Origin of the sequence: Nonomuraea sp. SYSU D8015, assembly GCF_008065375.1 — a bacterium.
In the GTDB taxonomy this organism is placed as follows: Bacteria; Actinomycetota; Actinomycetes; order Streptosporangiales; family Streptosporangiaceae; genus Nonomuraea.
The window spans coordinates 1,418,140-1,439,801 of the sequence record NZ_VJYI01000001.1; the positions used below are offsets into that span (position 1 = coordinate 1,418,140).

Below are 21,662 nucleotides of genomic sequence, written 5' to 3' on the forward strand. Positions count from 1 at the left end.
CCGCGGGCTACCTGTTCACCAGCCAGGCGGTCTCGGCGTAGATCGACGGGGCGGGCTCGGGGTCGGCGGCCCGGGTGAGCATGGCCTGGGCGACGCCGGCCTTGAGCAGGGCCGCCAGGCGGACGACCGGGACCAGGGTCAGGGCGAACGCCAGGCCTGCGGCGGTGTTGACGACGACGAAGGCCAGGTCGTTGTCGGGGAGGCCGAGCCACTCGGGCCAGCCCAGCTCGACGCCGGGGATGCGGGCGATGATCCACCCGTAGAGGGGGAAGGTCAGGCCGGCGACGGCGCCCGCCCACCACACCGTGGTGAGCACGAAGGAGAGCAGGGCGAACGGGAACGCGACGATCCCGTGCAGCAGGTCCAGCCAGGCCTGGCCGTTGAGGATCGGATTCATCAGGCGGCGGAACCAGCCGGCGCCGGCCGGGGCGGGCGCGTAGCGGGGGCGGGCGACGGGGTGACCGAGCACGCCGGGCAGCGCGACGCGTTCGACGTCGGCGAGATTCCTGGTCAGAGCGGCGGTCGCCGCCAGGACCGGCAGGCCGACGAACGCGACGGCGGCGCCCAGGCCGGCGGAGACGCCGACGACGACGATGGAGAAGGACATGACGGCCATCGGCAGGCCGAGCAGGACGTAGCGGGTGTCGGTGAGGAGGCGCTGGAGGGTTCTCATGCCGGAAACGCTACGAGCCGGCCACTCGCCGATCGATCCTGCTCGCGGCCCTATGGAAGGTAGGGCGCTCCCTACCCTGCTCATGGCCTCGCTCCACGAGGCGGGCTCGGTCGCCCCATGCCGCCGCCTTCCCCCGTCGCTCCTCCTCCAGGCGACGGCACTCCCTCACCGGAAGCCGCGGTCGGCGCGGTCCCGGCGGAAGGCGTCCAGCCGGTCGAAGTCCAGATCGTGGACGGAGACGGGGTCGTCGGTGGCGGTGAAGAAGCCCGCGCGTGTCTCCGGGCAGGGGTTGGCCAGGCCCGTGACGCCCGCGCACGGGTGGCCGTGGTAGGTGGTGTCGTGGTGCCAGTCGCTCACGGCCACGTACGTCATGAACTCGTACGCCCGGGCCACGGTCATGTGCTGCCACAGCTCGCGCGCCGGGGCGGGGCCGTCCCAGCGCGTCACGGAGAAGGCGGGCACGAGCACCGCGTCCAGGCCGTCGCGCCCCGCCAGGCTCGCGGAATACCACAGGTCCGCGCAGAGCAGCACGTGCAGGCGGCGGCCGTGCAGTTCGAAGCCCTCGCCCGGCAGTCCTGGGACGATGCCGGAGCGCAGCTCCAGGCCGTAGGGGTGGGCCTTGGCGTACTCGGTCAGCAGCGTGCCGCCCGCGTCGAACACCGCGCCCCTGTTGACGGCACCAATGACAGCACCGTCGGCAGCACCATTGACGGGGCCGTCGTAGTGCGACCCGCCGACGACCGCCATCCCGGCGCCCGTGGCCAGGTCGCGCACCCGGCGGAGGTAGTCGGAGCGCGGCAGGCTTGCGCCGGCCAGCTCGGGCAGGAGGATCACGTCGCCGGTCCGGCCGGTGACGAGCCGCTCGATGGCGTCGAAGTTGGCGTGGCCGTCGGGGGACCAGTGCGGGGGCTGAGCCAGGAGGATCTTCACATCCTCCATCGTGGACCGACAGGTCAAGCGGCGTTCATGCGGCCCTCGACCGTCGCGTGGTGGCCTCCAGCACGTCCTGCCAGAGGTCGTCTGCCGGGGTCGGGGCGCTCTCGTCGCCGACCAGGAGGCGGTTGCTCGCCAGGGTCAGGGCGACGTCGCGGCCGGGCACGAAGCCGATCGCGCAGCCCACGAAGCCGGGGTGGCCGAGCACGGTGACCTTCTCACCGTCCAGGTCGAGGGCGTAGCGGCGGAAGCCCAGCGCCTGCCCTGGGTCCGGCCCGGCGGCGAAGAACTCGCGGGCGACCTCGGGCCGCCACAGCCGGTCGTACTCCTCGTACCGGGACATCGCCCGGCAGTATTTGAGCAGGTCCGGCACCGTCGAGAACAGGCCCGCGTGCCCGGACACCCCGTCGAAGGCGTGGTGGGCGTTGCCGTCGGCCACCTGCCCCTGCACGGGCCCGCGCCGCCATCCGGCGAAGTCGGTGCTGCGGTACGGCACCGGGTACGGCCGTCCGGTGTCGAGCATGGTCATCTCGATCCGGTCGTCCAGGGCGCTCATGGCGACCTCGGCGCCGGTGGGGCGGGCATATGTGGTACGGGTGAGGCCGAGCGGCCGGGTGACCAGCTCGGCCACCGCCCGGTCCAGCCTCAGCCCGGTCGCGGCCGCGACGATCTGGCCGAGCAGCACGAAACCGAGGTCGGAGTAGCGGCGTGCGCGGCCCGGCCGGTAGCGCGGCGGCGGCAGCCGCGGCTGGATGTAGAGCGGCCACCACTCCCACAACCCGCCCCGGTGCAGCAGCAGGTCCCGCACGGTGATCGCCTCGTAGGAGTACGGCAGGTACGCGCTCAGCGGCGCGTCCAGGTCCACGAGCCGGTCCGACACCAGGCGGATGAGCGCCGTCGTGGTCGCCACGACCTTCGTGACCGAGGCGAGGTCGTGGTAGGTGTCCAGCGTCATGGGCGCCTCGCCCACGCGCTCGCCGCCCTCCCAGCGCACCGTCCGGTGCCCGGTGCACTCGGTCAGCTCGAACGAGGGCGTGCGGACGGCCATGATCAAGCCCGCGGGCGCCTCTGCCCGGGTCTCCGCCTGCGGCCTCATCGGGTCAGCACCAGCGAGCGCGGCGGCTCGGCGAGCGGGGCGGGCAGGACGAGCGGGCCGGCGCCCGGGGTGAGCGTGCCCAGGATGCGCGGCGCGCCCGCGCCGGTCCCTCCCGGCACGGTGCCCGGGAGGCCGTGCGCGGTCAGCCAGCCGATCAGGGCGAACGCGATCGCCTCCTTGTCGTCGGCGGGCGCGCCGTACGCGTCGGAGGGCGCCACCTCCACGCCGGGCAGCGCCGCCCGCAGCCCGCGCATGACGACCGGATTGCGGCACCCGCCCCCCGAGACGACCAGCACGCCCACCCCGGCGGTCCGCACGTCGCCGGCGACCGTGCGGACGGTCAGCTCGGTCAGCGTCGCCACCAGGTCCGCGTCATCCACCTGCGAGCCCGCCTTCGCCAGGGCCGCCTCCACGTAGCCGAGGTGGAACAGCTCCTTGCCGGTGCTCTTCGGCGCGGGCAGCCGGTAGTACGGCTCGTCGAGCAGCACCTCGAGCAGCCGCTCGTCAACGCGTCCCGACGCCGCGATCGCGCCGTCCTCGTCGAACCCCCGCTCGTTCAGCCCGCGGCTCCTCACCACGGCGTCGATCAGCGCGTTCGCGGGCCCGATGTCGTAGGCGGACACCTCGCCCCCGCGCACCACGGTCATGTTGGCGATGCCGCCCAGGTTGAGCGCGGCGGCCCCGCCCTCGCACCCGCCCAGCAGCAGCCCGTCCAGCACCGACACCAGGGGCGCGCCGTGCCCGCCCGCCGTGATGTCCCTGACGCGCACGTCCGACAGCACCGGGACGCCGGTCCTCTCGGCGATCCACGCGGGCTGCCCGATCTGCAGCGTGCCGCGCGCGTGCGCGTCCTCCACCCAGTGGAACACCGTCTGCCCGTGCGAGACGATCAGATCGACCGGACCGCCCCGCGCGATCGCCGCCACCGCGGCCGCCGCGAAGCTCTGCCCGATGAGCGTGTCCAGCACGCACACCTCGGCCAGTGTCGTCTCCGCCGGCGGCAGCGCCGCGATCAGCCTGGCCCGCAGCTCTGCGGGGTACGGCGTGCTCGCCGTGTATCCGACCCGCCCCTCCAGCACGCCCTCGGCGAACGAGAAGTCGACGATGGCCACGTCGATCCCGTCGTGGGACGTGCCGGAGATCATGCCGAGAGCCCTCATTGTCACTTTCCTCGGTTGCGCGGGTCGAGAGTGCCGACCCTACCGGTCCAGCTCGCAACATCTTTCACAGCCCGGATTCACCTGGGGTTCACTGGCTGTCTCTACCTTGTAGGCCCATGAGCTGGAAGTACCGGGCCAACGCGACGCTCGAGGGCCTGACCGGATACACGTTGACGCGACGGCTGCGGAAGGAGCCGCCCAAGCCGCCACCGCCGCCCAAGGTGCCGCTGGAGCTGCAGAGACTCCCCGGCGACACGGTGCGGCCGCCCGTCGACCCGGAGCACGACCGGCTGCTGCGCGAGCCCGTTTTCCTGCTGTCGTCCGTGCGGTCGGGCTCCACGCTGCTGCGCGTCATGCTCAACAGCCACTCCCAGGTGCACTCGCCGATCGAGACGCACTTCCGGCGGATCACCGTCGCCCTGGGCACCGATCCCGTACGGCAGGCCATGCAGGCGCTCGGCCACACCCACTGCGACATCGAGCACATCGTCTGGGACCGCATGCTGCACCGGGAGCTGACCCGCAGCGGCAAGCCGATCCTGTGCGAGAAGACACCGAGCAACGTGTTCGTCTGGAAGCGCCTGGCCACCTGCTGGCCGGACGCGCGCTTCATCTTCCTGCTGCGCCACCCGATGTCGATCGTGCAGTCGTGGCACGAGGCCGACCCGGTGAAGCGGCCCATGGAAGAGGCCGTGCCGCGCACGCTCAACTACATGACGTACCTGGAGGAGGCCCGCACCCACCTGGAGGGGCTGACCATGCGGTACGAGGCCCTGGTCGCCGACCCGGAGGGCGAGCTGCGCCGGCTGTGCCTGTTCCTCGGCGTCGAGTGGGAGCCGGGGATGCTCAACTACGGGAACAAGGACCACGGCGGCTTCGTGAAGGGCATCGGCGACTGGCGCGACAAGATCCGCACCGGCACCGTCGTCGCCGGCCGGCCGCTGCCGAAGCCCGACGAGGTGCCCGAGGAGCTGCACGACATCTGCCGTAAGTGGGAGTACATGTCCTGAACAGGACCGGTCCTCAGGGTGATGGTTGTGAGTCTGTGACAGAGTTCGCCTGCCATTTGCCCGCGATTCGCCCCCGGCTCCGATATGTTGCCCTTCGTGATCAACGGGCCCTCGCGCCGTGCTTTACTTGCCGGAACCTTCGCCAGTCTCGCCATGCCGTCCGCCGCGCAGCCGGCCGCCGCCGACAGCGGCCTGCCGTCACGGCCCAACATCGTCGTCATCCTGGCCGACGACCTGGGGTGGGGTGAGATAGGCAGCAACGGCCAGCGTCTGATCCGCACGCCGAACCTCGACCGGATGGCGGAGGAGGGCGTGCGGTTCACGACCGCGTACTCGGGGGCGCCGCTCTGCGCCCCCTCCCGTTGCGCTCTGCTCACCGGGCTGCACGCCGGGCACGGCACGGTCCGCGAGAACCCCGAGGGCGGGCCGCAGTTCGCGCTGACCGATGCCGACGTGACCTTCGCCGAGCTGCTGCAGCTGTCCGGCTACCGGACGGCCTGCATCGGCAAGTGGGGCTTCGGGCCCGAACTGGCCGGCCATGCCTCGCATCCGAACATGCGCGGCTTCGACGAGTTCTTCGGCTACATCGGGCACCGCCACGCCCACCAGTATTTCCCCAAGTACCTGTGGCACAACGGCTCCAAGGTGCAGCTGGACGGCAAGTCGTACGCGCCGCACCTGTTCCGCAAGCGGGCCATCGAGTTCATCAAGGAGAGCGGCGAGGACCCGTTCCTGCTCTACTTCCCCACCACCCTGCCGCACTCGCCGAGCGTCATCGCCGGCGACGAGGGCCGCTACGAGGACATGCCGTGGAGCGGCCCGAACCGCCGCCACGCCGCGCAGGTGGACAGGCTCGACAACGACGTCGCCGCGCTGCTGCGCACGCTGCGCGAGGCCGGGGTCGCCGAGCGCACGCTGGTGCTGTTCACCAGCGACAACGGCCCGCACCGGGAGAAGGGCGTGACGCCGGAGCTGTTCGACTCCAACGGGCCCCTCCGCGCCGACAAACGCGACGTGTACGAGGGCGGCATCCGCGTGCCGCTGATCGCCTGGTCACCGGCGTTGCGGCCGCGCGTGGTGAAGCAGCCGGTGGCGGGCTGGGACGTCCTGCCGACGCTCGCGGACCTGGCCGGCGTGCCCGTCCCGGCGAACCTCGACGGACACTCCTTCCGCGGCCTGCTCACCGGCGACGGCGCACCCAAACACGATCATCTGGTGTGGAACCGGCCGGACAAGGCGCAGGCGATCCGGCGCGGCCGGTGGAAGGCGATCAGGTTCGCCCCCAACATCGCGGGGGCCGGGCCCGAGGGCCGCGTCGAGCTGTACGACCTCTCCACCGACCCCGGGGAGCAGCTCGACCTCGCCGCGGACCGGCCCGACCTGGCCGCGGAACTGCTGGCCACGCTCGACGCGTCGATCGGGGACGACCCGCGCATCCCGTACGGGCTGAAGACCGAGATCACCGACGGTCAGATCGTCGTGACGCTGCAGAACGGGTCCACCGTGCCGTGGAACGAGGTCAGGCTGGGACTCGACGGGCCGCGCCGGGCCCGCGCGCACACGGTGGCGCGGGTGGACCCGGGGATGGCGATCTCGGTCGGGTTCCCGCTGCCCGCGGCGCGAAGCCGGGGCCGCGTCGTGGCCCGCGCCGACTTCGAGGCCAGGGGCCGATCCCAGCTCTTCCGCAAGACACATCGGGGGACCCCGCTCAGCGCCGACGCCGTCCCCTGACCTCGGTTCTCCCGCGGCCGTCAGGGCAGGCAGCCGACGTGGGCCAGGGCCTGCTTCAGCAGCACGCCCTGGCCGCCGACCATCTCCTCCTGGACCATCGGCGAGGCCGCCTCCTCGGGCGTGAACCACACCAGGTCCAGAGCGTCCTGCCGGGGTCGGCAGTCGCCCGCGACCGGCACGATGTACGCCAGCGACACGGCGTGCTGACGCGGATCGTGGTAAGGGGTGACGCCGGCCGTGGGGAAGTACTCGGCGACGGTGAACGGCTGCGGTGACACGGGGATCTGGGGGAGCGCCACGGGGCCGAGATCCTTCTCCAGGTGACGCATCAGCGCGTCGCGGATCCGCTCGTGGTGGAGCACGCGTCCCGAGACGAGCGCCCGGCTGACCGTCCCGTCCGACGCGATGCGCAGCAGCAGGCCGACGCGGGTGACCACGCCGGTTTCGTCCACGCGCACGGGCACGGCGTCGATGTAGAGGATCGGCATCCGGCCGCGGATGGACTCCAGCTCTTCCGGTGCCAGCCAGGCAGGCGTCGTTTCGGTCTTTTCGGTCATTGGCTGATCGTACGGCCTCGCCGCCGGTGTGCTGGGGCCGGGTCGGGAAGAGCCCGGCCCGCCAGCCACGACGCCGTGCAGATGGCCAGCACCATGCCCAGGAACGGCAGGTATTCGATGATCTTCCGGTTCATGTGAGGTCCTTCCTCGCCAGCCGCCTGCGCTGCGGCTGCACGGTGAACTTCGGGTCACGGGCCGACTCCATCCCGGCCCGGAAGATCCCGAACCGGGTGCACGCCGACCCCGCCAGCAGGGCCGCCCCCGCCGCGGCGGCCGCGATCCTGCTGCGCCGGCCGGCCACGATCCCGGCCAGCGCTCCCGCGAGCGACAGCGCCTCGCCGACGCGCAGCAGCCTGCTGCGTTTGAGCGGCTCGGCCAGCGGGCCCAGCCTGCGCTCCATCCGGGTGGCGGCCGCGCACTCGGCGGCCGCGCCCAGCAGCGCCGCCCGCCGGGCCGGCCCGGCCTCGCCGGCCGGCGCGGCCAGCATGCCGAGCCCGCCCGCCGCGGCCAGCGCCGATCCGGCGAACAGGAACGGCATCTCGCGGTATCCGTCGTGCCAGGCGGGAACGGCGGTGTCGCTGATCAGCGCGGCGGTGTACGTGGCCACCGCGGACCCCGCCAGTCCGGCCCCGAGGGTGGCCGCCCGTCCCAGCCCGGGGAGGCGCCCGGTCACGTCGGTGGCCGCCGCGCAGCCGGCCTGCGGGCCGTACGCGGTCAGGATCCACGTGCCGACGCTCATCGGCGAGGTCACCTTGAACACCCGCAGCATGTTGACGAACCGCTCCGGCCTGCCCAGGTCGTGGATCAGCGAGTACAGGGAACCGCCCAGCGCGCACAGGGCGCCCACCTTGGCCGCCCTGGCCAGGCGGGGCCTGCCGGTCAGCTCGGCCGCGGCCGCCAGCGTGGAGGAGGCGCCGGCCAGGCCGCCGAGGAACAGGTAGCCGGCGATGTCGGGCGCCTTCCACGTCGGCTCGTTCAGCACCGGGCGTCCGTAGTAGGAGCGGGCGTTCGCCTCGGGCACGGCAGGGCGTGCGTGCCTGGGACCGGCCGAGCCCGGCGTCGCCTCCCGCTCGGTCCGCAGCTCCGCGGATCCGTCCAAGCGCACATCGGTCTGACTCACGACGACCGCCTCCTCCAGGGGCTCACGACCGACCACCCCGTCGCCCGCCGTCCCCGCAACGCCGCCACGGCCGCGCGGGCCGCCCTCCGGACGGGAGGGATTTCGGGGAGGAGCAGGCCGGCCGAGGTCCTTTGAGTCGGGAGCAGGGCGGCTGGGGGAGGGGAAGGGCGGGGTGAGGTCCAGAAGGCCAGGGCCGCGCCGGCGAGCAGGGCCAGGGCCGCGACGCCCGCGTGGCGCCACATCGAAGGCAGGTCCCTGGTGGTCACCACGGGGTCCGGCGGCAGGCCGTAGACCTCGGGCTCGTCGAGCAGCAGGAAGAACGCGCCCGCCCCGCCCACACCGTCGCCGGGATCGTGACCGTACAGGCGGGCCGAGGTGACGCCGGCCCTGCGCACCTGCTCCAGCCGCCGCTCGGCCCGCTCACGCAGCTCGTCCAGGTCGCCGAACTGGATGGAGTCGGTCGGGCAGGTCTTGGCGCAGGCCGGCTCCTGCCCGGCCCCGAGCCGGTCGTAGCACATCGTGCACTTGGCCGCCGTGCCGCCACCGGGACCGGCGCCGTCGCGCTCCCGCTTGCCGATCACCCCGAACGGGCAGGCGGGCACGCAGTAGCCGCACCCGTTGCACACGTCGTCCTGCACCACCACCGTCCCGTACTCGGTGCGGAACAGCGACCCCGTCGGGCACACGTCCAGGCAGGCGGCGTGCGTGCAGTGCTTGCACACGTCGGAGGCCATCAGCCAGCGGAAGTCCTGGTCCCCGAGTCCCGGCTCCTGGCGGCCGAGCGGGCGGCGCTGCTCGACGAACGCCACGTGCCGCCAGGTGTCCGCCCCCAGCCCCAGGGTGTTGTCGTACGACATGCCGGTGAAGGACAGGCCGTCCGCGGCGAGGGCGTTCCACTCCTTGCACGCCACTTCGCACGCCTTGCAGCCGATGCAGATGCTCGTGTCGGTGAAGAACCCCACCCTCCCGGTGCCGATCGCCATGGCTCACGCCTCCGTTCCGGTGTCGCCGGTCACGCCGGCCTGCTGCCGATAGGACAGGACGAGCTCGAGCAGCGCCGCGCCCCGCGGCCGCCGCCCCGGCCGGATGTCGGCCGACAGCGCCTTGACCTCCTGGATGTGCGAGTTCGGGTCCAGCGAGATCGACGACAGCTCGTTGGCCGCATCGCCCCTGGCCAGGCCGTTGGGCCCGAAGTGGAAGGGCAGCCCGATCTGGTGCAGCGTCCGCCCGTCCAGGCGCAGCGGCGCGATCCGGTCGGTGACGAGCACCCTCGCCTCGATGGCGCCCCGGGCGGTGATGATCGTGGCCCAGTCGCCGTGCACCAGCCCCCGCTCGGCGGCCAGCTGGGGCGACACCTCGCAGAACATCTCCGGCTGCAGCTCGGCCAGGTACGGCGTGTGCCGGCTCATGCCGCCGGCCGTGAAGTGCTCGGTCAGCCGGTACGTCGTGACCACGTACGGGAAGACCGACGCGCCCGGATCGTCCCCGCTCGGGTGATAGCGGTTGTCCTCGTGCGGGTAGATCTTGCGGGCCGGGTTGCGCTGGTGCCCGTACAGCGGATTGGCCACCGGCGAGTCCTGCGGCTCGTAGTGCGCGGGCAGTGGCCCGTCCACCACCCCGGCGGGCGCGAACAGCCACCCCTTGCCGTCGGCCTGCATGATGAACGGGTCGATCCCCGACAGCGCCGCCACGCCCCGCGCCTCCGGCGGCGGCCGGTGGTCCGGGCTCTTGTCCGCCTCGAAATCAGGCACGTCGTAGCCGGTCCACCGGTTCCCGTCCCACCAGACGAGCTTCTTGCGCTCGCTCCACGGGCTGCCATCCGGCCGAGCCGAGGCCCGGTTGTAGAGGATGCGCCGGTTGGCCGGCCACGCCCACGCCCACTCGGCGGCGATCCAGTCCTGCTCGGCGGCCGGCTTGCGGCGGGCGGCCTGGTTGACGCCGTCGGCCCGCACGCCGCAGTAGATCCAGCAGCCGCACGCGGTGGAGCCGTCGCCCTTGAGCTCGGTGTAGCCGGACAGCGGCCGCCCGCGCTCGTCCCAGCCGTTGATCTCGGCCTGCACCGCCTCCGCGTCCGGCTCGGCGAGCGGGCCCTCGACCGGGTAGTCCCAGGTGAGGTCGAGCACGGGCGCGTCCATCGGATCCCGCGAGCCGGCCAGCTTCTCCCTGATGATCCGGCCCAGGTGGTACATGAACCACAGGTCGCTGCGGGCGTCCCCCTCGGGCTCGACGGCGGCGTGGTGCCACTGGAGCAGCCGGTTGGTGTTGGTGAAACTGCCGCTCTTCTCGGTGTGCGCGGCGGCGGGCAGGAAGAAGACCTCCGTGCGGATGCGCTCGGGGGTCAGCTCGCCGGTCTCGATCTCCGGGCCGTCCTTCCACCAGGTGGCGCTCTCGATCAGGTTGAGGTCGCGCACCACCAGCCAGTCGAGGTTGGCCATGCCGAGGCGCTGCATCCTGGCGTTCGCCGAGCCGACGGCCGGGTTCTCGCCGAGCAGCAGATAGCCCTTGCAGGTGCCGTCGAGCTGCGCCAGCACCGTGTCGTACGTGCTGTGCGACCCCGTCAGCCTGGGCAGGTAGCCGAAGGCGAAGTCGTCGTCGGGACGGGCGGCCTCGCCCCACCACGCCTTGAGCAGGCTGATCAGGTAGGCGGGCATGTTGGCCCAGAAACCCTTGGGCGGCGAGTCGGCTCGCAGAAAGTCGCGCAGGCGCTCGTGCTCGTGGGCGTGCGGCATCGGGATGTAGCCGGGCAGCAGGTTGAACAGCGTCGGGATGTCGCTGGAGCCCTGGATGCTGGCGTGCCCGCGCAGCGCCTGGATGCCGCCGCCCGGGCGGCCGATGTTGCCCAGGAGCAGCTGGAGGATGCTCGCGGCCCTGATGAACTGCGAGCCGTCGGTGTGCTGCGTCCAGCCGACCGCGTACACGAACTCCGACGTGCGGTCGGGACCGGAGTTGTCCGTCAGGTGCCGGCACACCTCCTCGAACAGCCGGCGCGGCACCCCGCACACCCGCTCCACCATCTCCGGGGTGTAGCGGGCGAAGTGGCGGCGCAGGACCTGGAGCACGCAGCGGGGGTGGCGCAGCGTCTCGTCGCGCTCCGGGGTGCCGTCCAGCGGCGCGCCCGTGGCGCCGTGCATCTCCGGGCGCCCGGCCCGCCGCTCGAAGCCCTCGTCCCCGGCGCCGGCCGCGGCGATCGTCTCCATGCCCTCGTACTGCCAGGTGGTGTGGTCGTAGCTGCGGGTGCCGGGGTCGAAGCCGGAGAACAGGCCGTCGAGGTCCTCGGCGTCGCGGTAGTCCTCGCGCAGGACGGTGGCCGCGTTGGTGTAGTTGACGACGTACTCGCGGAAGTACAGCTCGTTGTCCAGCACGTGGTTGATGATCCCGCCGAGGAAGGCCACGTCGGAGCCGGCCCGGATGGGCACGTGCAGGTCGGCGAGCGCGCTGGTGCGGGTGAAGCGCGGATCCACGTGGATGATCACCGAGCCGCGCGCCTTGGCCTCCATCACCCACTGGAAGCCCACCGGGTGCGCCTCGGCGAAGTTGGAGCCCTGGATGATCACGCAGTCCGAGTGCTGCAGGTCCTGCATGAACGTGGTCGCACCGCCACGCCCGAACGACGCGCCGAGCCCCACCACGGTCGAGCTGTGGCAGACCCGGGCCTGGTTTTCGATCTGCACCACGCCCAGCGCCGTCAGCAGCTTCTTGATGAGGTAGTTCTCCTCGTTGTCCAGCGTGGCCCCGCCCAGGCTGGCGATGCCCATCGTGCGGGCGGTGCGCCTGCCGTCCCGCTCCCACTCCCAGGTCTCGCGCCTGGTCGCGATGATGCGGTCGGCGATCATGTCCATGGCGGTGGCCAGGTCGATCTCCTGCCAGTCCGCCGCGCAGGGCGGCCGGTAGAGCGCCTTGCGCCGCCGGCCCGGGGAGGTGGTGAGCTGGAGGGTGGCCGCGCCCTTCGGGCACAGCCGCCCCCTGCTGACGGGAGAGTCGGGGTCGCCCTCGATCTGGACGACCTTCTCATCCCTGACGTACACGTTCTGGGCGCAGCCCACCGCGCAGTACGGGCACACCGACTTGACGACGCGGTCCGCCGTGGCCGTCCGCGCGCGCAGTGCCGCCGTCCGAGCGGATTTCACCGCCTCCCCGCGCCCGGACAGGTCCTTGCCGCCCAGCTGCCGCAGCAGCGGCCACCGGAGATCCACGGCTTCAGCCCCCCGCCGCCGGCCGCACGCCGCTCATGCGGCGCGCAGTCCCCAGCCCGTCCGCGGGCCGCCGTTCGCTCGCCGGCCTCGCGCCCACGCCCGGCGGCCGGCGGGCGGCGGCACGGGGCCGATCATGCGAAGACCGGGCCTCGCGGGCGCGCGGCGACGCCTGCGGTGTCGGTCTGTGCGGACGCCGCGACGGCGGTCGCGGCTGCTGCTTCGTGGTCGGCATCGTTCCCCCCGGCGCCATGCCCCTGGTCCGACTCCTGCCCTCGGCAGGCAGACGGAAAACCCAGGTCAGAGGGGGGTCAGAAGACGCGGGCGGCGGCCTCGTCCCAGGCGGCGGCCTCGCCGGAGGGCTCGTAGCGGCGCAGCGGCTCGGCCGCGGCGACCAGCGAGCGCATCTCCGCCAGATCGGACACCAGCCCGGCCGCGCGGGCCTGCACCAGCACGTTGCCGAACGTGGTCGCCTCCGCCGGCCCGGCCACCACCGGCAGCCCACAGGCGTCCGCGGTCAGCTGGCACAGCAGCTCGTTGCGGGACCCGCCGCCCACCAGGTGGACGACCTCGACGTCGCGCCCGGACAGCTCCATGGCCTGCCGCACGGCCCGCCGGTGCCCGAGCGCCAGGCTCTCCAGCACGCACCGCACGTATCCGGCCGGCGTGGCGGGCGGCCGCTGCCCGGTGCGGCGGCACTCGGCCGCGATCCTGGCCGGCATGTCGCCCGGCGGCAGGAACACCGGCTCGTCCGGGTTGACCACGGCGGCGAACGGCCGCTCGCCGGCCGCCGCCTTCAGCAGATCGCCCAGGTCGGAGCCGGGCCAGTTGCGCAGGCACTCCTGCAGCAGCCACAGGCCCATGACGTTGCGCAGGTAGCGGACGGTGCCGTCGATGCCGGCCTCGTTGGTGAAGTTCGCGGCGCGGCTCTCCGGCGTCAGCACCGGACCCGGCAGCTCCACCCCGGCCAGCGACCACGTGCCGCACGAGACGTACGCGAACGCCGGGCCGGTGGCGGGCACCGCCGCCACGGCCGAGGCGGTGTCGTGCGAGCCCACCGCCCGCACCGGCGCCGACCAGCCGATCTCGGCGGCCACGTCGCGCCGCAGCCCGCCCACCGCCTCGCCGGGCTGCCGCAGCGGCGGGAACAGCGCGGACGGCAGGCCCAGCCGCTCGATCAGGGGGGACGCCCACGCCCTGGTCCGCACGTCCAGCAGACCCGTGGTCGAGGCGTTGGTGACCTCCGCGCCCACCTCGCCGGTCAGCCAGTAGCCGATCAGGTCGGGGATCAGCAGCATCGTGGCGGCCTGGTCGAGCCGGTCGGCCAGCAGCTGGTAGATCGTGTTGAACGGCAGCACCTGCAGCCCGGACACGTCGTACAGCGCCTCCGCGCCGACCTCCTCGGCCACCCGCTCGGCCACGCCCCGCGTGCGGTCGTCGCGGTAGTGCACCGGGTTGCCCAGCAGCGCGCCGGACTCGTCCAGCAGCCCGTAGTCGACCGCCCACGAGTCCACGCCGATCGACGAGACCGGCCCGGCGGCCCGCAGGCCCGTCAGGATCTCGCGGTAGAGGCCCAGGATGTCCCAGTAGAGGCGGCCCGCCACGCGGACCGGGCCGTTGGGGAAGCGGTGGGCCTCGGTCAGCTCCAGCCCGTCCGACAGGTCGGCCAGCATCACCCGGCCGCTGGAGGCGCCCAGGTCCACGGCGGCGAAACGGCGGCTCATTGCGTCGACTCCCTCGCGACCAGCTCCGGCTGGAACATGATGTGCTGATGGGCGTGCGTCTCCGGATTGTCGCACTCGTCCAGCAGCAGCTCGGTGGCGATGCGGCCGAGCTGGTAGGTGGGCTGGCGCATCGAGCTCAGCGACACCGTCGAGGCGGCGGCGAAGTCGATGTCGTCGTAGCCCATCAGCGCCACGTCCTCGGGCACCCGCACGCCCGCGCGCAGCAGTGCGCGCAGCACGCCGAGCGCGAGCAGGTCGTTGGCGCAGAAGACGGCCTCGGGCAGGGGGCCGGCGGTGAGCTCGGCGGCGGCCTTCTCGCCCGCGCGGGCGGTCATCGTCGTGGCCTCCACCACCCGCAGCTCCCCGGGGTCGAGCCCGGCGGCCAGCATCGCCGCCTTGGCGCCCTCGCGGCGCTCCATGCACTGCCTGATCGTCAGCGGGCCGGTGACGTACGCGACGCTGCGGGCGCCCTTCGCCAACAGGTGCGCGACCGCGGCCCGGCCGCCCGCCACGTCGTCCACCGCGACCGCGCACTGGTCGGGCCGGTGCGCCGGGTGGTCGACGAGCACCACGCTGATGCCGTGCTCGCGCAGCCGGTCGAGCCGGGCCGGGTCCTCGCCCGACGGGGTGATCAGCACGCCGCGCACCCGGTGCTCGGACAGCACCCGCAGGTTGCGGTCCTCCTTGTCGGGCGAGCCCGCCGAGTTGCCCAGGATGACGGCGTAGCCCAGCTCGCTGGCGACGTCCTCGACCCCGGCCGCGACCTCGGTGAAGAACGGGTTGCCGATGTCGATCACGCTCAGGCCGATCGTCCTGCTGTGCCCGGCGCGCAGCGTCGAGGCCGAGCCGTGCCTGACGAAGCCCAGCTCGCTGATGGCCGCCTCCACGCGCTCCCGGGTCGCGGGGGCGACTTTGCCGGGCCGGTTCAGTACGTTGGAGACCGTGCCTGGGGAGACGCCGGCGTGCGCGGCGACGTCCTTGATGCTGACCATGGCCATGGAGCCCAATTAAAACGTACAAACGCAGGGGATGCCAGTCAGTGCGTTGACACCGGTCTGGACCGCGCTTTAACGTCGCGCGGCGGTAGTAAAACGTTCTATTAGCGGAGGGCTCGTGATCCGGGTTGCCATCGTAGGGGCCGGCGCCATCGCCGTCCACAGCCACGTGCCCGCCGTGCGGGACCACCGCGACCGCGCCGAGCTGGTCGCGGTGGTGGACGTCGACCAGGTCAGGGCGAAGTCGTTCGCCGCCGAGCACGGGGTGCCGGCCGCGTACACCGAGCTGGGCGAGATGCTGGCCGCCGAGCGCCCGGACCTGGTCCTGATCTGCACCCCGCCGCATCTGCACGTCGAGCAGGCCATCGCCGCGTTGCGCGCCGGGGCGTGGGTGTGGTGCGAGAAGCCGGCCACCCTGTCCCTCGCCGAGTACGACAGGATCGCGGCCGAGGAGGGCGCCGGCGGGCCGTACATGACGGTCGTCTACCAGCAGCGCTTCGGCTCGGGCGCCGAGCACCTCCGGGCCTTGGGCGACCGCCTGGGCAGGCCGCTGGTGGGGCTCTGCCAGACGACCTGGCACCGCGGCGACGCCTACTACGCGGTCCCGTACCGCGGCAAGTGGGCCACCGAGGGCGGCGGCACCACCGTGCTGCACGGCGTGCACCAGATGGACCTCATGCTCTCGGTGTTCGGCGACTGGAGCGAGATCCGGGCCATGGCGGCGCGGCTGGACCGGCCGATCGAGACCGAGGACGTGTCGATGGCCATGGTCAGGTTCGACAGCGGCGCGATGGCGTCCGTCGTCACCAGCGTGCTGTCGCCGCGCGAGGAGAGCTATCTGCGCTTCGACTTCGCCGACGCCACGGTGGAGCTGCGCCACCTGTACGGCTACCGCAACGAGCACTGGAGCTCCACCTCGCCCCTCTGGGACCCGCCCGAGGACCTCCCCAGCAGCCACGCCACCCAGCTCGGCCTGCTCCTCGACGCCTACGAGCGCGGCGAGCGGCCGCCGGCCAGCGGCGCGGACGGGCGGCGGGCGATGGAGTTCGTGACCGGCCTGTACGCCTCGGCCCTCACCGGCCGCCCGGTGCGGCGCGCCGAGATCACCCCGGAGAACCCCTTCTATCACCGATTGAACGGTGGCATTGAAACCTTCTTCGACGACACAGCCACCCCATGACGGCATGGTGACCCCGGCCGCGCGGCCGAGGGACGATTTCTTGCCACTTGGCCAGCGGAAACGGTCATACGGACACGGGGGAGGTCTTGTGCGCCCGTGGCGAGGAACGTTTTAATCCCCCGTAAACGCTGGCATAACAAGCTGTGAGCGCTAACGGTTATTCGAAAGGCAGGCTCATGCCGGATGTCATCGCCTACGGCGGGGACTGGAATCCCGAGCAGTGGCCCGAGGAGACGTGGGAGCAGGACGTCGCGCTGATGCGCGAGGCCGGCGTCAACCGGGTCAGCGTCGGGATCTTCTCCTGGTCCATGCTGGAGCCCGTCGAGGGGGTGTTCGACTTCGACTGGTTCGACCGCGTCATGGACCTGCTGGCCGCGAACGGCATCCAGGCCAACCTGGCCACCCCGACCGCCTCGCCGCCGCCGTGGTTCTCCGACGCCTACCCCGAGGCGCTGCCCGTGGACGCCGACGGGCGGCGGCTCTACCACGGCAGCAGGCAGGCCTTCTGCCCCAGCTCGCCTATCTACCGCGAGAAGGCGCTGCGCATCGCCGAGAAGGTCGCCACCCGCTACGCGAGCCACCCGGCGCTGGCGATGTGGCACGTGCACAACGAGTACGGATGCCACAACGCCCGCTGCTACTGCGACACCTCGGCGGCGGCGTTCCGCGCCTGGCTGCGCGCCCGCTACGCCTCCCTCGACGAGCTCAACGACGCGTGGGGCACCGCGTTCTGGTCCCAGCGCTACGGCGACTGGGCCCAGATCCTGCCGCCGCGCGCCACCCCGAGCTTCCCCAACCCCGGTCAGCAGCTCGACTTCCGCAGGTTCAGCTCCGACGCGCTCGTCGAGCTGTACGTCGCCGAACGCGACCTGCTCAGGTCGATCACCCCGGACGTGCCCGCCACCACCAACCTCATGGCGGGCGCGCACTGGGACATGGACTGCTGGGCCTTCGCCGCCGAGGTCGACGTGGTCTCCACCGACCACTACCTGGTCGGCGCCCGCGCCGAGCCGCACATCGACCTGGCCTTCGCAGCCGACTACGCCCGTTCGCTGAACGGCGGCCGGCCCTGGCTGCTGATGGAGCACTCCACCAGCGCCGTCAACTGGCAGCCGCGCAACCTCGCCAAGAAACCCGGCGAGCTGCGCCGCAACTCCCTGCAGCACCTGGCCAGGGGCGCGGACGGGATCATGTTCTTCCAGTGGCGGGCCTCCCGCGCCGGCGCCGAGAAGTGGCACTCGGCGATGCTGCCCCACGCGGGCACCAACACCAAGATCTTCCGCGAGGTCGCCGCGCTCGGCGCCGAGCTGGCCGGGCTCTCCGACGTGGCGGGCAGCACGGTCAAGGCCGACGTGGCGATCCTGCTCGACCACTCCAGTGTGTGGGCGCAGGACCACCCCGCCCAGCCCACCGCCGACCTGGACCCGGCCGAGGAGACCAAGCGCTGGCACGCCGCACTGTGGCGGGCCGGCGTCACCTGCGACCTGGCCCACCCCGAAGGCGACCTGACCGGCTACCGCCTGGTCCTGGTGCCCGCGCTCTACCTGGTGAGCGAGGCGGGCGCGGCCAACCTCGAGAGCTTCGTCCGGCGCGGCGGGGTGGCGCTCGTCGGGCCGTACAGCGGGATCGTCGACGAGCACGACCGGGTGCGGCTGGACGGCTACCCGGGCGCCTGGCGGGACCTGCTCGGGGTGACCGTCGAGGAGTTCTTCCCCCTGGACGGGCCGATCCGGCTGGAGTCGGGGGGGACGGGGACGGTGTGGAGCGAGCTCGCCCACGCCGCCGGGGCGAAGGTCCTCGACTCGTACGCCACCGGCGAGCCGGCCTGGACCCGCAACGAGTGGGGCGACGGCGCCGCGCACTACCTGACCACCCGGCTGGACGACGAGGCGCTGGCCCAGGTGCTGTCCGCGGTCTGCGCCGAGGCCGCCGTCGAGCCCGCCGCCACGGCGGACCCGGGCGTGGAGGTGGTGCGCCGCTCCCACCCCGGCGGCCGCTCGTTCCTGTTCGCCATCAACCACACGCAGGCGGACGCCGTCGTGACGACTCGCGGCGGCCACCGGCTGACCGTGCCCGCCGGCGACGTCGTGGTCACCCCCGCCTGACGCCCGCCCCCGATGACGCCGCCCCCGCAGTGGCCGCACCCAGGCACCTGCGGCGACGGTCCAGCGATCGGCCCTGCCCCGGTTCATGTCGCCCGCCAGTGCGCCCTGCGACGTCGCGAACGGCGGCCGCCGCCATCCGCGGCCACCCGCCGGTCGGGCTGCGTCGCCCGGTGCGGCCGGCGGCGTCTGGGGGCGGGCCCATGGTGACCCGCCCCGGCCGCGGCGTCCTGACGACCGAGCGGTGGTGCCCAGCCCAGGCCCCGGCCCCGGCCCCGGCCCAGGCCCCGGTCTCCGGTCCGACCCCGACGCCGCCCCCGGCCCGGTGTCGGCCGGGACGCGGCAGCGGCGCCGAATCGGCTGAGCTTGTCATGTCCGTTGGGAAAGCGCTTCCCCGAGAGGCGTGCCATCCCATCGATCACCCCCTTCCCCTACGGAGGTGCACCCTCGATGTCCGAGATCTCCAGAAGAGACGCACTGAAGGGCATGGCCGTCGCCGGCGCGGCCGTGCCGCTGGCCTCGATGCTGGACTCGCCCGCCCTGGCGGCCCTGGCCATCCCCGACGTCACCCTGAACTGGCTGGAGGGCAAGCCCGCCGAGGCCCCCGGCACCACCTGGGGCGTCCCCTGGCCCAAGGGCGCGGTGCCCAAGGAGCAGCAGTTCGCCCTGGCCGCCGCCGACGGCACCGCCGTGCCCGTGCAGACGTGGCCGCTGGCGTACTGGCCGGACGGCACGCTCAAGTGGACGGCCCACGCCACCACGCCGGACGTGCCGAGAACGGAGACGTACACGCTGCGCCCCGGCACCGCCGCCGCCCCTGCCAAGCCGGTCACGGTCGACGACAAGAAGCAGTACGTCGACGTGGACACGGGCGTGATCCACGTGCGCGTACGCAAGGACGGCACCGAGCTGATCTCCCAGATCTGGCGTGGCGAGACCGAGATCGCCCGCAAGGGCCAGCTCGTCAGCCTCCGGCAGGGCAAGATCGACGACGGCGACGACCGCACCACGGAGGTGGACCCCTACCTCAGCGACATCGCCAAGGTCGAGGTCGAGCAGGCCGGCCCGGTCCGCGCGGTGGTCAGGATCGAGGGCCGCCACACCTCCAAGAAGGGCAAGTCCTGGCTGCCCTTCACGATCCGCCTCTACTTCTACGCCGGCGCGGAGAGCGTGCGCATGACGCACACGTTCGTGTTCGACCGCGACGGCCAGCACGACTTCATCGCCGGCCTCGGCGTGCGCTTCCGCGTCCCGATGCGCGACGAGGCGTACAACCGGCACATCCGGTTCGTCGGCGACGGGCACGGCATGCTCGCCGAGGCCGTCAAGGGCATCACGGGCCTGCGCCGCGACCCGGGCGCGGCCGTGCGCAAGGCGCAGGTCGCCGGGCAGCGGCTGCCGGACATCGCCACCTGGGACACCCGCGTGAGCAGCCGGATCCACCTCATCCCCGACTGGGGCGACTACACCCTCTCCCAGCTGTCCTCCGAGGGCTTCACGCTGAAGAAGCGCACCAAGAAGGGCTACGGCTGGGTCCCCGTCGACCAGGGCAGGCGGGCCTCGGGATTCGGCTACGTGGGCGGCGTGGGCGGCGGCCTCGCCTTCGGCATGCGCGACTTCTGGCAGCGCCACCCCACCCAGCTCGACATCCGCGGCGCCGCCTCCGAGGAGGCCGAGGTCACGGTCTGGATGTGGTCGCCCGAGGCCGGCCCGATGGACACCCGCTTCTATCACGACGGGCTCGGCCAGGACACCTACCCGGAGCAGCTCGAGGGCCTCAACATCACCTACGAGGACTACGAGCCCGGCTTCGGCACGCCGCTCGGCATCGCGCGGACGACCGAGCTGACGTTCTGGGCCCTGGCCGCCACCCCCGACGCGGCCAGGCTCGGGGCGATGGCCGACGCCGTGCGCACGCCGCCGCTGATCGTCGCCCCGCCCGCGCACCTGGCCGCCGCCAAGGTGTTCGGCGGCCTGTTCAGCCCGGTCGACCGCTCCACGCCGGAGAAGAAGACGATCGAGGACCGGCTCGACTTCCTCTTCGACTACTACAGGAAGCAGGTCGAGCAGCGTCACTGGTACGGGTTCTGGGACTACGGCGACATCATGCACACGTTCGACGAGGACCGGCACGTGTGGCGCTACGACGTCGGCGGCTACGCCTGGGACAACTCCGAGCTCTCGCCGGACCTGTGGCTCTGGTACGCCTACCTGCGCTCGGGCCGGGCCGACGTCTTCCGCTTCGCCGAGGCCATGACCCGCCACACCGGCGAGGTGGACGTCTACCACCTGGGCCCGTGGGCCGGGCTCGGCACCCGGCACAACGTCCAGCACTGGGGGTGCAGCGCCAAGCAGCAGCGCATCTCGACCGCCGTCTACCGGCGCATCTTCTACTTCCTGACCGCCGACGAGCGCACCGGCGACCTGATGCGGGCGCTGGTCGGCTCCGACAAGACGTTCATGGCGCTCGACCCGCTCCGCAAGATCCGCACGGCGCCGTACGAGCCGAACCCGGAGGCCCTGGCCATCGGGCTGGGCACCGACTGGAGCGGCCTGGCCGCCGCCTGGCTCACCGAGTGGGAGCGCGGCGGCGACCCGATCGCCGAGAAGAAGCTCAAGGCCACGATGCGGACCATCGCCGCGATGCCCAACGGCTTCGTCACGGGCGAGGGCCTCTACAACATCAACACCGGCGAGTTCGCCCCGGCCGAGAAGAAGGTGTCGGTGTCCCACCTGTCGGCCATGTTCGGGCAGGTCGAGATCTGCGCCGAGCTGATCGACCTGGTGGACATGCCGGACTTCGAGAAGGCGTGGCTGCAGTACTGCCGGCTGTTCAACGCCACCAGGGCCGAGCAGGCCGCCGAGACCGGCGCCCACTTCGGCAACCTGATCCTCCGGCAGGGGCACTCCCGGCTGACGGCGTACGCGGCGGTCCGGCTCAAGCGCGACGACCTCGCCGCCCGGGCCTGGAGGGAGTTCGCGACCGGCGACGGGTACGCCCCGAACCTGCCGTGGAAGTCCGAGAAGGTCACCACCACGCTCAACCCGACCGACGAGGCGGCCTGGGTCTCCACCAACACCACCGCCCTGTACGGCCTGGCCGCCATCCAGAACCTGGCCCTGGCGGGCGACAAGCTCGCCCCATGAACCCCCGCGCGCCGCCCCCTGCCCCCCGCGGCGGGCGGCGCGCG

The 21,662-nt window shown here is 72.7% G+C and carries 15 protein-coding genes and 1 pseudogene; 5 read left to right on the plus strand and 11 right to left on the minus strand.

What is annotated here, in order from left to right; translation table 11 throughout:
• Positions 1 to 7: 7 nt before the first annotated feature.
• The 4 genes from ID574_RS08895 to ID574_RS08910 form a co-directional block, all read right to left on the minus strand.
• Positions 8 to 673: a sensor domain-containing protein gene (locus tag ID574_RS08895; protein ID WP_188188192.1), complete on the minus strand. Its 666-nt coding sequence runs from the start codon at positions 671 to 673 to the stop codon at positions 8 to 10.
• A gap of 165 nt (positions 674 to 838) precedes the next feature.
• Entirely contained in the window at positions 839 to 1,603 is a 765-nt protein-coding gene (locus ID574_RS08900; RefSeq protein ID WP_188188193.1) for a carbon-nitrogen hydrolase family protein, read from the minus strand.
• Between the two features lie 34 nt (positions 1,604 to 1,637).
• Positions 1,638 to 2,702, minus strand: a complete 1,065-nt coding sequence (locus ID574_RS08905; protein ID WP_188188194.1) for a serine hydrolase domain-containing protein — start codon at positions 2,700 to 2,702, stop codon at positions 1,638 to 1,640.
• The gene (locus ID574_RS08910; protein ID WP_188188195.1) at positions 2,699 to 3,862 is read right to left on the minus strand and encodes an anhydro-N-acetylmuramic acid kinase; all 1,164 of its coding nucleotides are present in this window, start codon (positions 3,860 to 3,862) and stop codon (positions 2,699 to 2,701) included. The genes ID574_RS08905 and ID574_RS08910 overlap by 4 nt, the downstream gene beginning before the upstream one ends.
• A gap of 116 nt (positions 3,863 to 3,978) precedes the next feature.
• Here ID574_RS08910 and ID574_RS08915 point away from each other — a divergent pair, with 116 nt between their 5' ends.
• A complete protein-coding gene (locus tag ID574_RS08915; RefSeq protein WP_188188196.1) occupies positions 3,979 to 4,872 on the plus strand; it encodes a sulfotransferase family protein in 894 nt (297 codons plus the stop codon).
• 153 nt (positions 4,873 to 5,025) lie between these two features.
• Positions 5,026 to 6,603 (plus strand): arylsulfatase, encoded by a 1,578-nt coding sequence (locus ID574_RS08920; RefSeq protein ID WP_223166488.1) that lies wholly within the window; start codon positions 5,026 to 5,028, stop codon positions 6,601 to 6,603.
• Between the two features lie 20 nt (positions 6,604 to 6,623).
• Here the strand turns inward: ID574_RS08920 and ID574_RS08925 are convergent, their stop codons facing one another.
• The 7 genes and pseudogenes from ID574_RS08925 to ID574_RS08955 form a co-directional block, all read right to left on the minus strand.
• Positions 6,624 to 7,160: an NUDIX hydrolase family protein gene (locus ID574_RS08925; protein WP_188188198.1), complete on the minus strand. Its 537-nt coding sequence runs from the start codon at positions 7,158 to 7,160 to the stop codon at positions 6,624 to 6,626.
• Entirely contained in the window at positions 7,157 to 7,294 is a 138-nt protein-coding gene (locus ID574_RS08930) for a hypothetical protein (protein WP_188188199.1), read from the minus strand. The genes ID574_RS08925 and ID574_RS08930 overlap by 4 nt, the downstream gene beginning before the upstream one ends.
• Entirely contained in the window at positions 7,291 to 8,280 is a 990-nt protein-coding gene (gene nrfD, locus ID574_RS08935) for an NrfD/PsrC family molybdoenzyme membrane anchor subunit (protein WP_442939250.1), read from the minus strand. The genes ID574_RS08930 and nrfD overlap by 4 nt, the downstream gene beginning before the upstream one ends.
• Positions 8,281 to 8,462: 182 nt before the next feature.
• Positions 8,463 to 9,263 (minus strand): annotated as a pseudogene (locus tag ID574_RS08940) (4Fe-4S dicluster domain-containing protein); the annotation flags it as partial.
• A gap of 3 nt (positions 9,264 to 9,266) precedes the next feature.
• Positions 9,267 to 12,473 carry a formate dehydrogenase gene (gene fdh / locus ID574_RS08945; protein WP_223166489.1) on the minus strand — a complete coding sequence of 1,069 codons (3,207 nt, stop codon included), beginning with the start codon at positions 12,471 to 12,473 and terminating at the stop codon, positions 9,267 to 9,269.
• 308 nt (positions 12,474 to 12,781) lie between these two features.
• Complete coding sequence (locus ID574_RS08950; RefSeq protein WP_188188201.1) at positions 12,782 to 14,194, minus strand: rhamnulokinase; 1,413 nt, start codon at positions 14,192 to 14,194, stop codon at positions 12,782 to 12,784.
• On the minus strand, positions 14,191 to 15,192 hold the full coding sequence (locus ID574_RS08955) for a LacI family DNA-binding transcriptional regulator (protein ID WP_188188202.1): 1,002 nt from the start codon (positions 15,190 to 15,192) through the stop codon (positions 14,191 to 14,193). Before ID574_RS08955 ends, ID574_RS08950 begins: the two co-directional genes overlap by 4 nt.
• Before the next feature lie 118 nt (positions 15,193 to 15,310).
• Between ID574_RS08955 and ID574_RS08960 the strand changes: the two genes are divergently transcribed.
• The 3 genes from ID574_RS08960 (at position 15,311) to ID574_RS08970 (ending at position 21,618) form a co-directional block, all read left to right on the plus strand.
• The gene (locus tag ID574_RS08960; RefSeq protein WP_442939254.1) at positions 15,311 to 16,369 is read left to right on the plus strand and encodes a Gfo/Idh/MocA family protein; all 1,059 of its coding nucleotides are present in this window, start codon (positions 15,311 to 15,313) and stop codon (positions 16,367 to 16,369) included.
• A 176-nt stretch (positions 16,370 to 16,545) separates the two neighbouring features.
• Positions 16,546 to 18,474: a beta-galactosidase gene (locus ID574_RS08965; protein WP_188188204.1), complete on the plus strand. Its 1,929-nt coding sequence runs from the start codon at positions 16,546 to 16,548 to the stop codon at positions 18,472 to 18,474.
• A 447-nt stretch (positions 18,475 to 18,921) separates the two neighbouring features.
• Positions 18,922 to 21,618: an exo-rhamnogalacturonan lyase family protein gene (locus ID574_RS08970; protein WP_188188205.1), complete on the plus strand. Its 2,697-nt coding sequence runs from the start codon at positions 18,922 to 18,924 to the stop codon at positions 21,616 to 21,618.
• Positions 21,619 to 21,662 lie beyond the last annotated feature (44 nt).

Excerpts from the sequence above, each read along its gene's own strand:
- ID574_RS08895 (WP_188188192.1), bottom strand. The coding sequence starts at position 673 with ATGAGAACCCTCCAGCGCCTCCTCACCGACACCCGCTACGTCCTGCTC.
- ID574_RS08905 (WP_188188194.1), bottom strand. The coding sequence starts at position 2,702 with ATGAGGCCGCAGGCGGAGACCCGGGCAGAGGCGCCCGCGGGCTTGATC.
- ID574_RS08910 (WP_188188195.1), bottom strand. The coding sequence starts at position 3,862 with ATGAGGGCTCTCGGCATGATCTCCGGCACGTCCCACGACGGGATCGAC.
- ID574_RS08915 (WP_188188196.1), top strand. The coding sequence starts at position 3,979 with ATGAGCTGGAAGTACCGGGCCAACGCGACGCTCGAGGGCCTGACCGGA.
- ID574_RS08920 (WP_223166488.1), top strand. The coding sequence starts at position 5,026 with ATGCCGTCCGCCGCGCAGCCGGCCGCCGCCGACAGCGGCCTGCCGTCA.
- ID574_RS08925 (WP_188188198.1), bottom strand. The coding sequence starts at position 7,160 with ATGACCGAAAAGACCGAAACGACGCCTGCCTGGCTGGCACCGGAAGAG.
- ID574_RS08930 (WP_188188199.1), bottom strand. The coding sequence starts at position 7,294 with ATGAACCGGAAGATCATCGAATACCTGCCGTTCCTGGGCATGGTGCTG.
- ID574_RS08950 (WP_188188201.1), bottom strand. The coding sequence starts at position 14,194 with ATGAGCCGCCGTTTCGCCGCCGTGGACCTGGGCGCCTCCAGCGGCCGG.
- ID574_RS08955 (WP_188188202.1), bottom strand. The coding sequence starts at position 15,192 with ATGGCCATGGTCAGCATCAAGGACGTCGCCGCGCACGCCGGCGTCTCC.
- ID574_RS08965 (WP_188188204.1), top strand. The coding sequence starts at position 16,546 with ATGCCGGATGTCATCGCCTACGGCGGGGACTGGAATCCCGAGCAGTGG.
- ID574_RS08970 (WP_188188205.1), top strand. The coding sequence starts at position 18,922 with ATGTCCGAGATCTCCAGAAGAGACGCACTGAAGGGCATGGCCGTCGCC.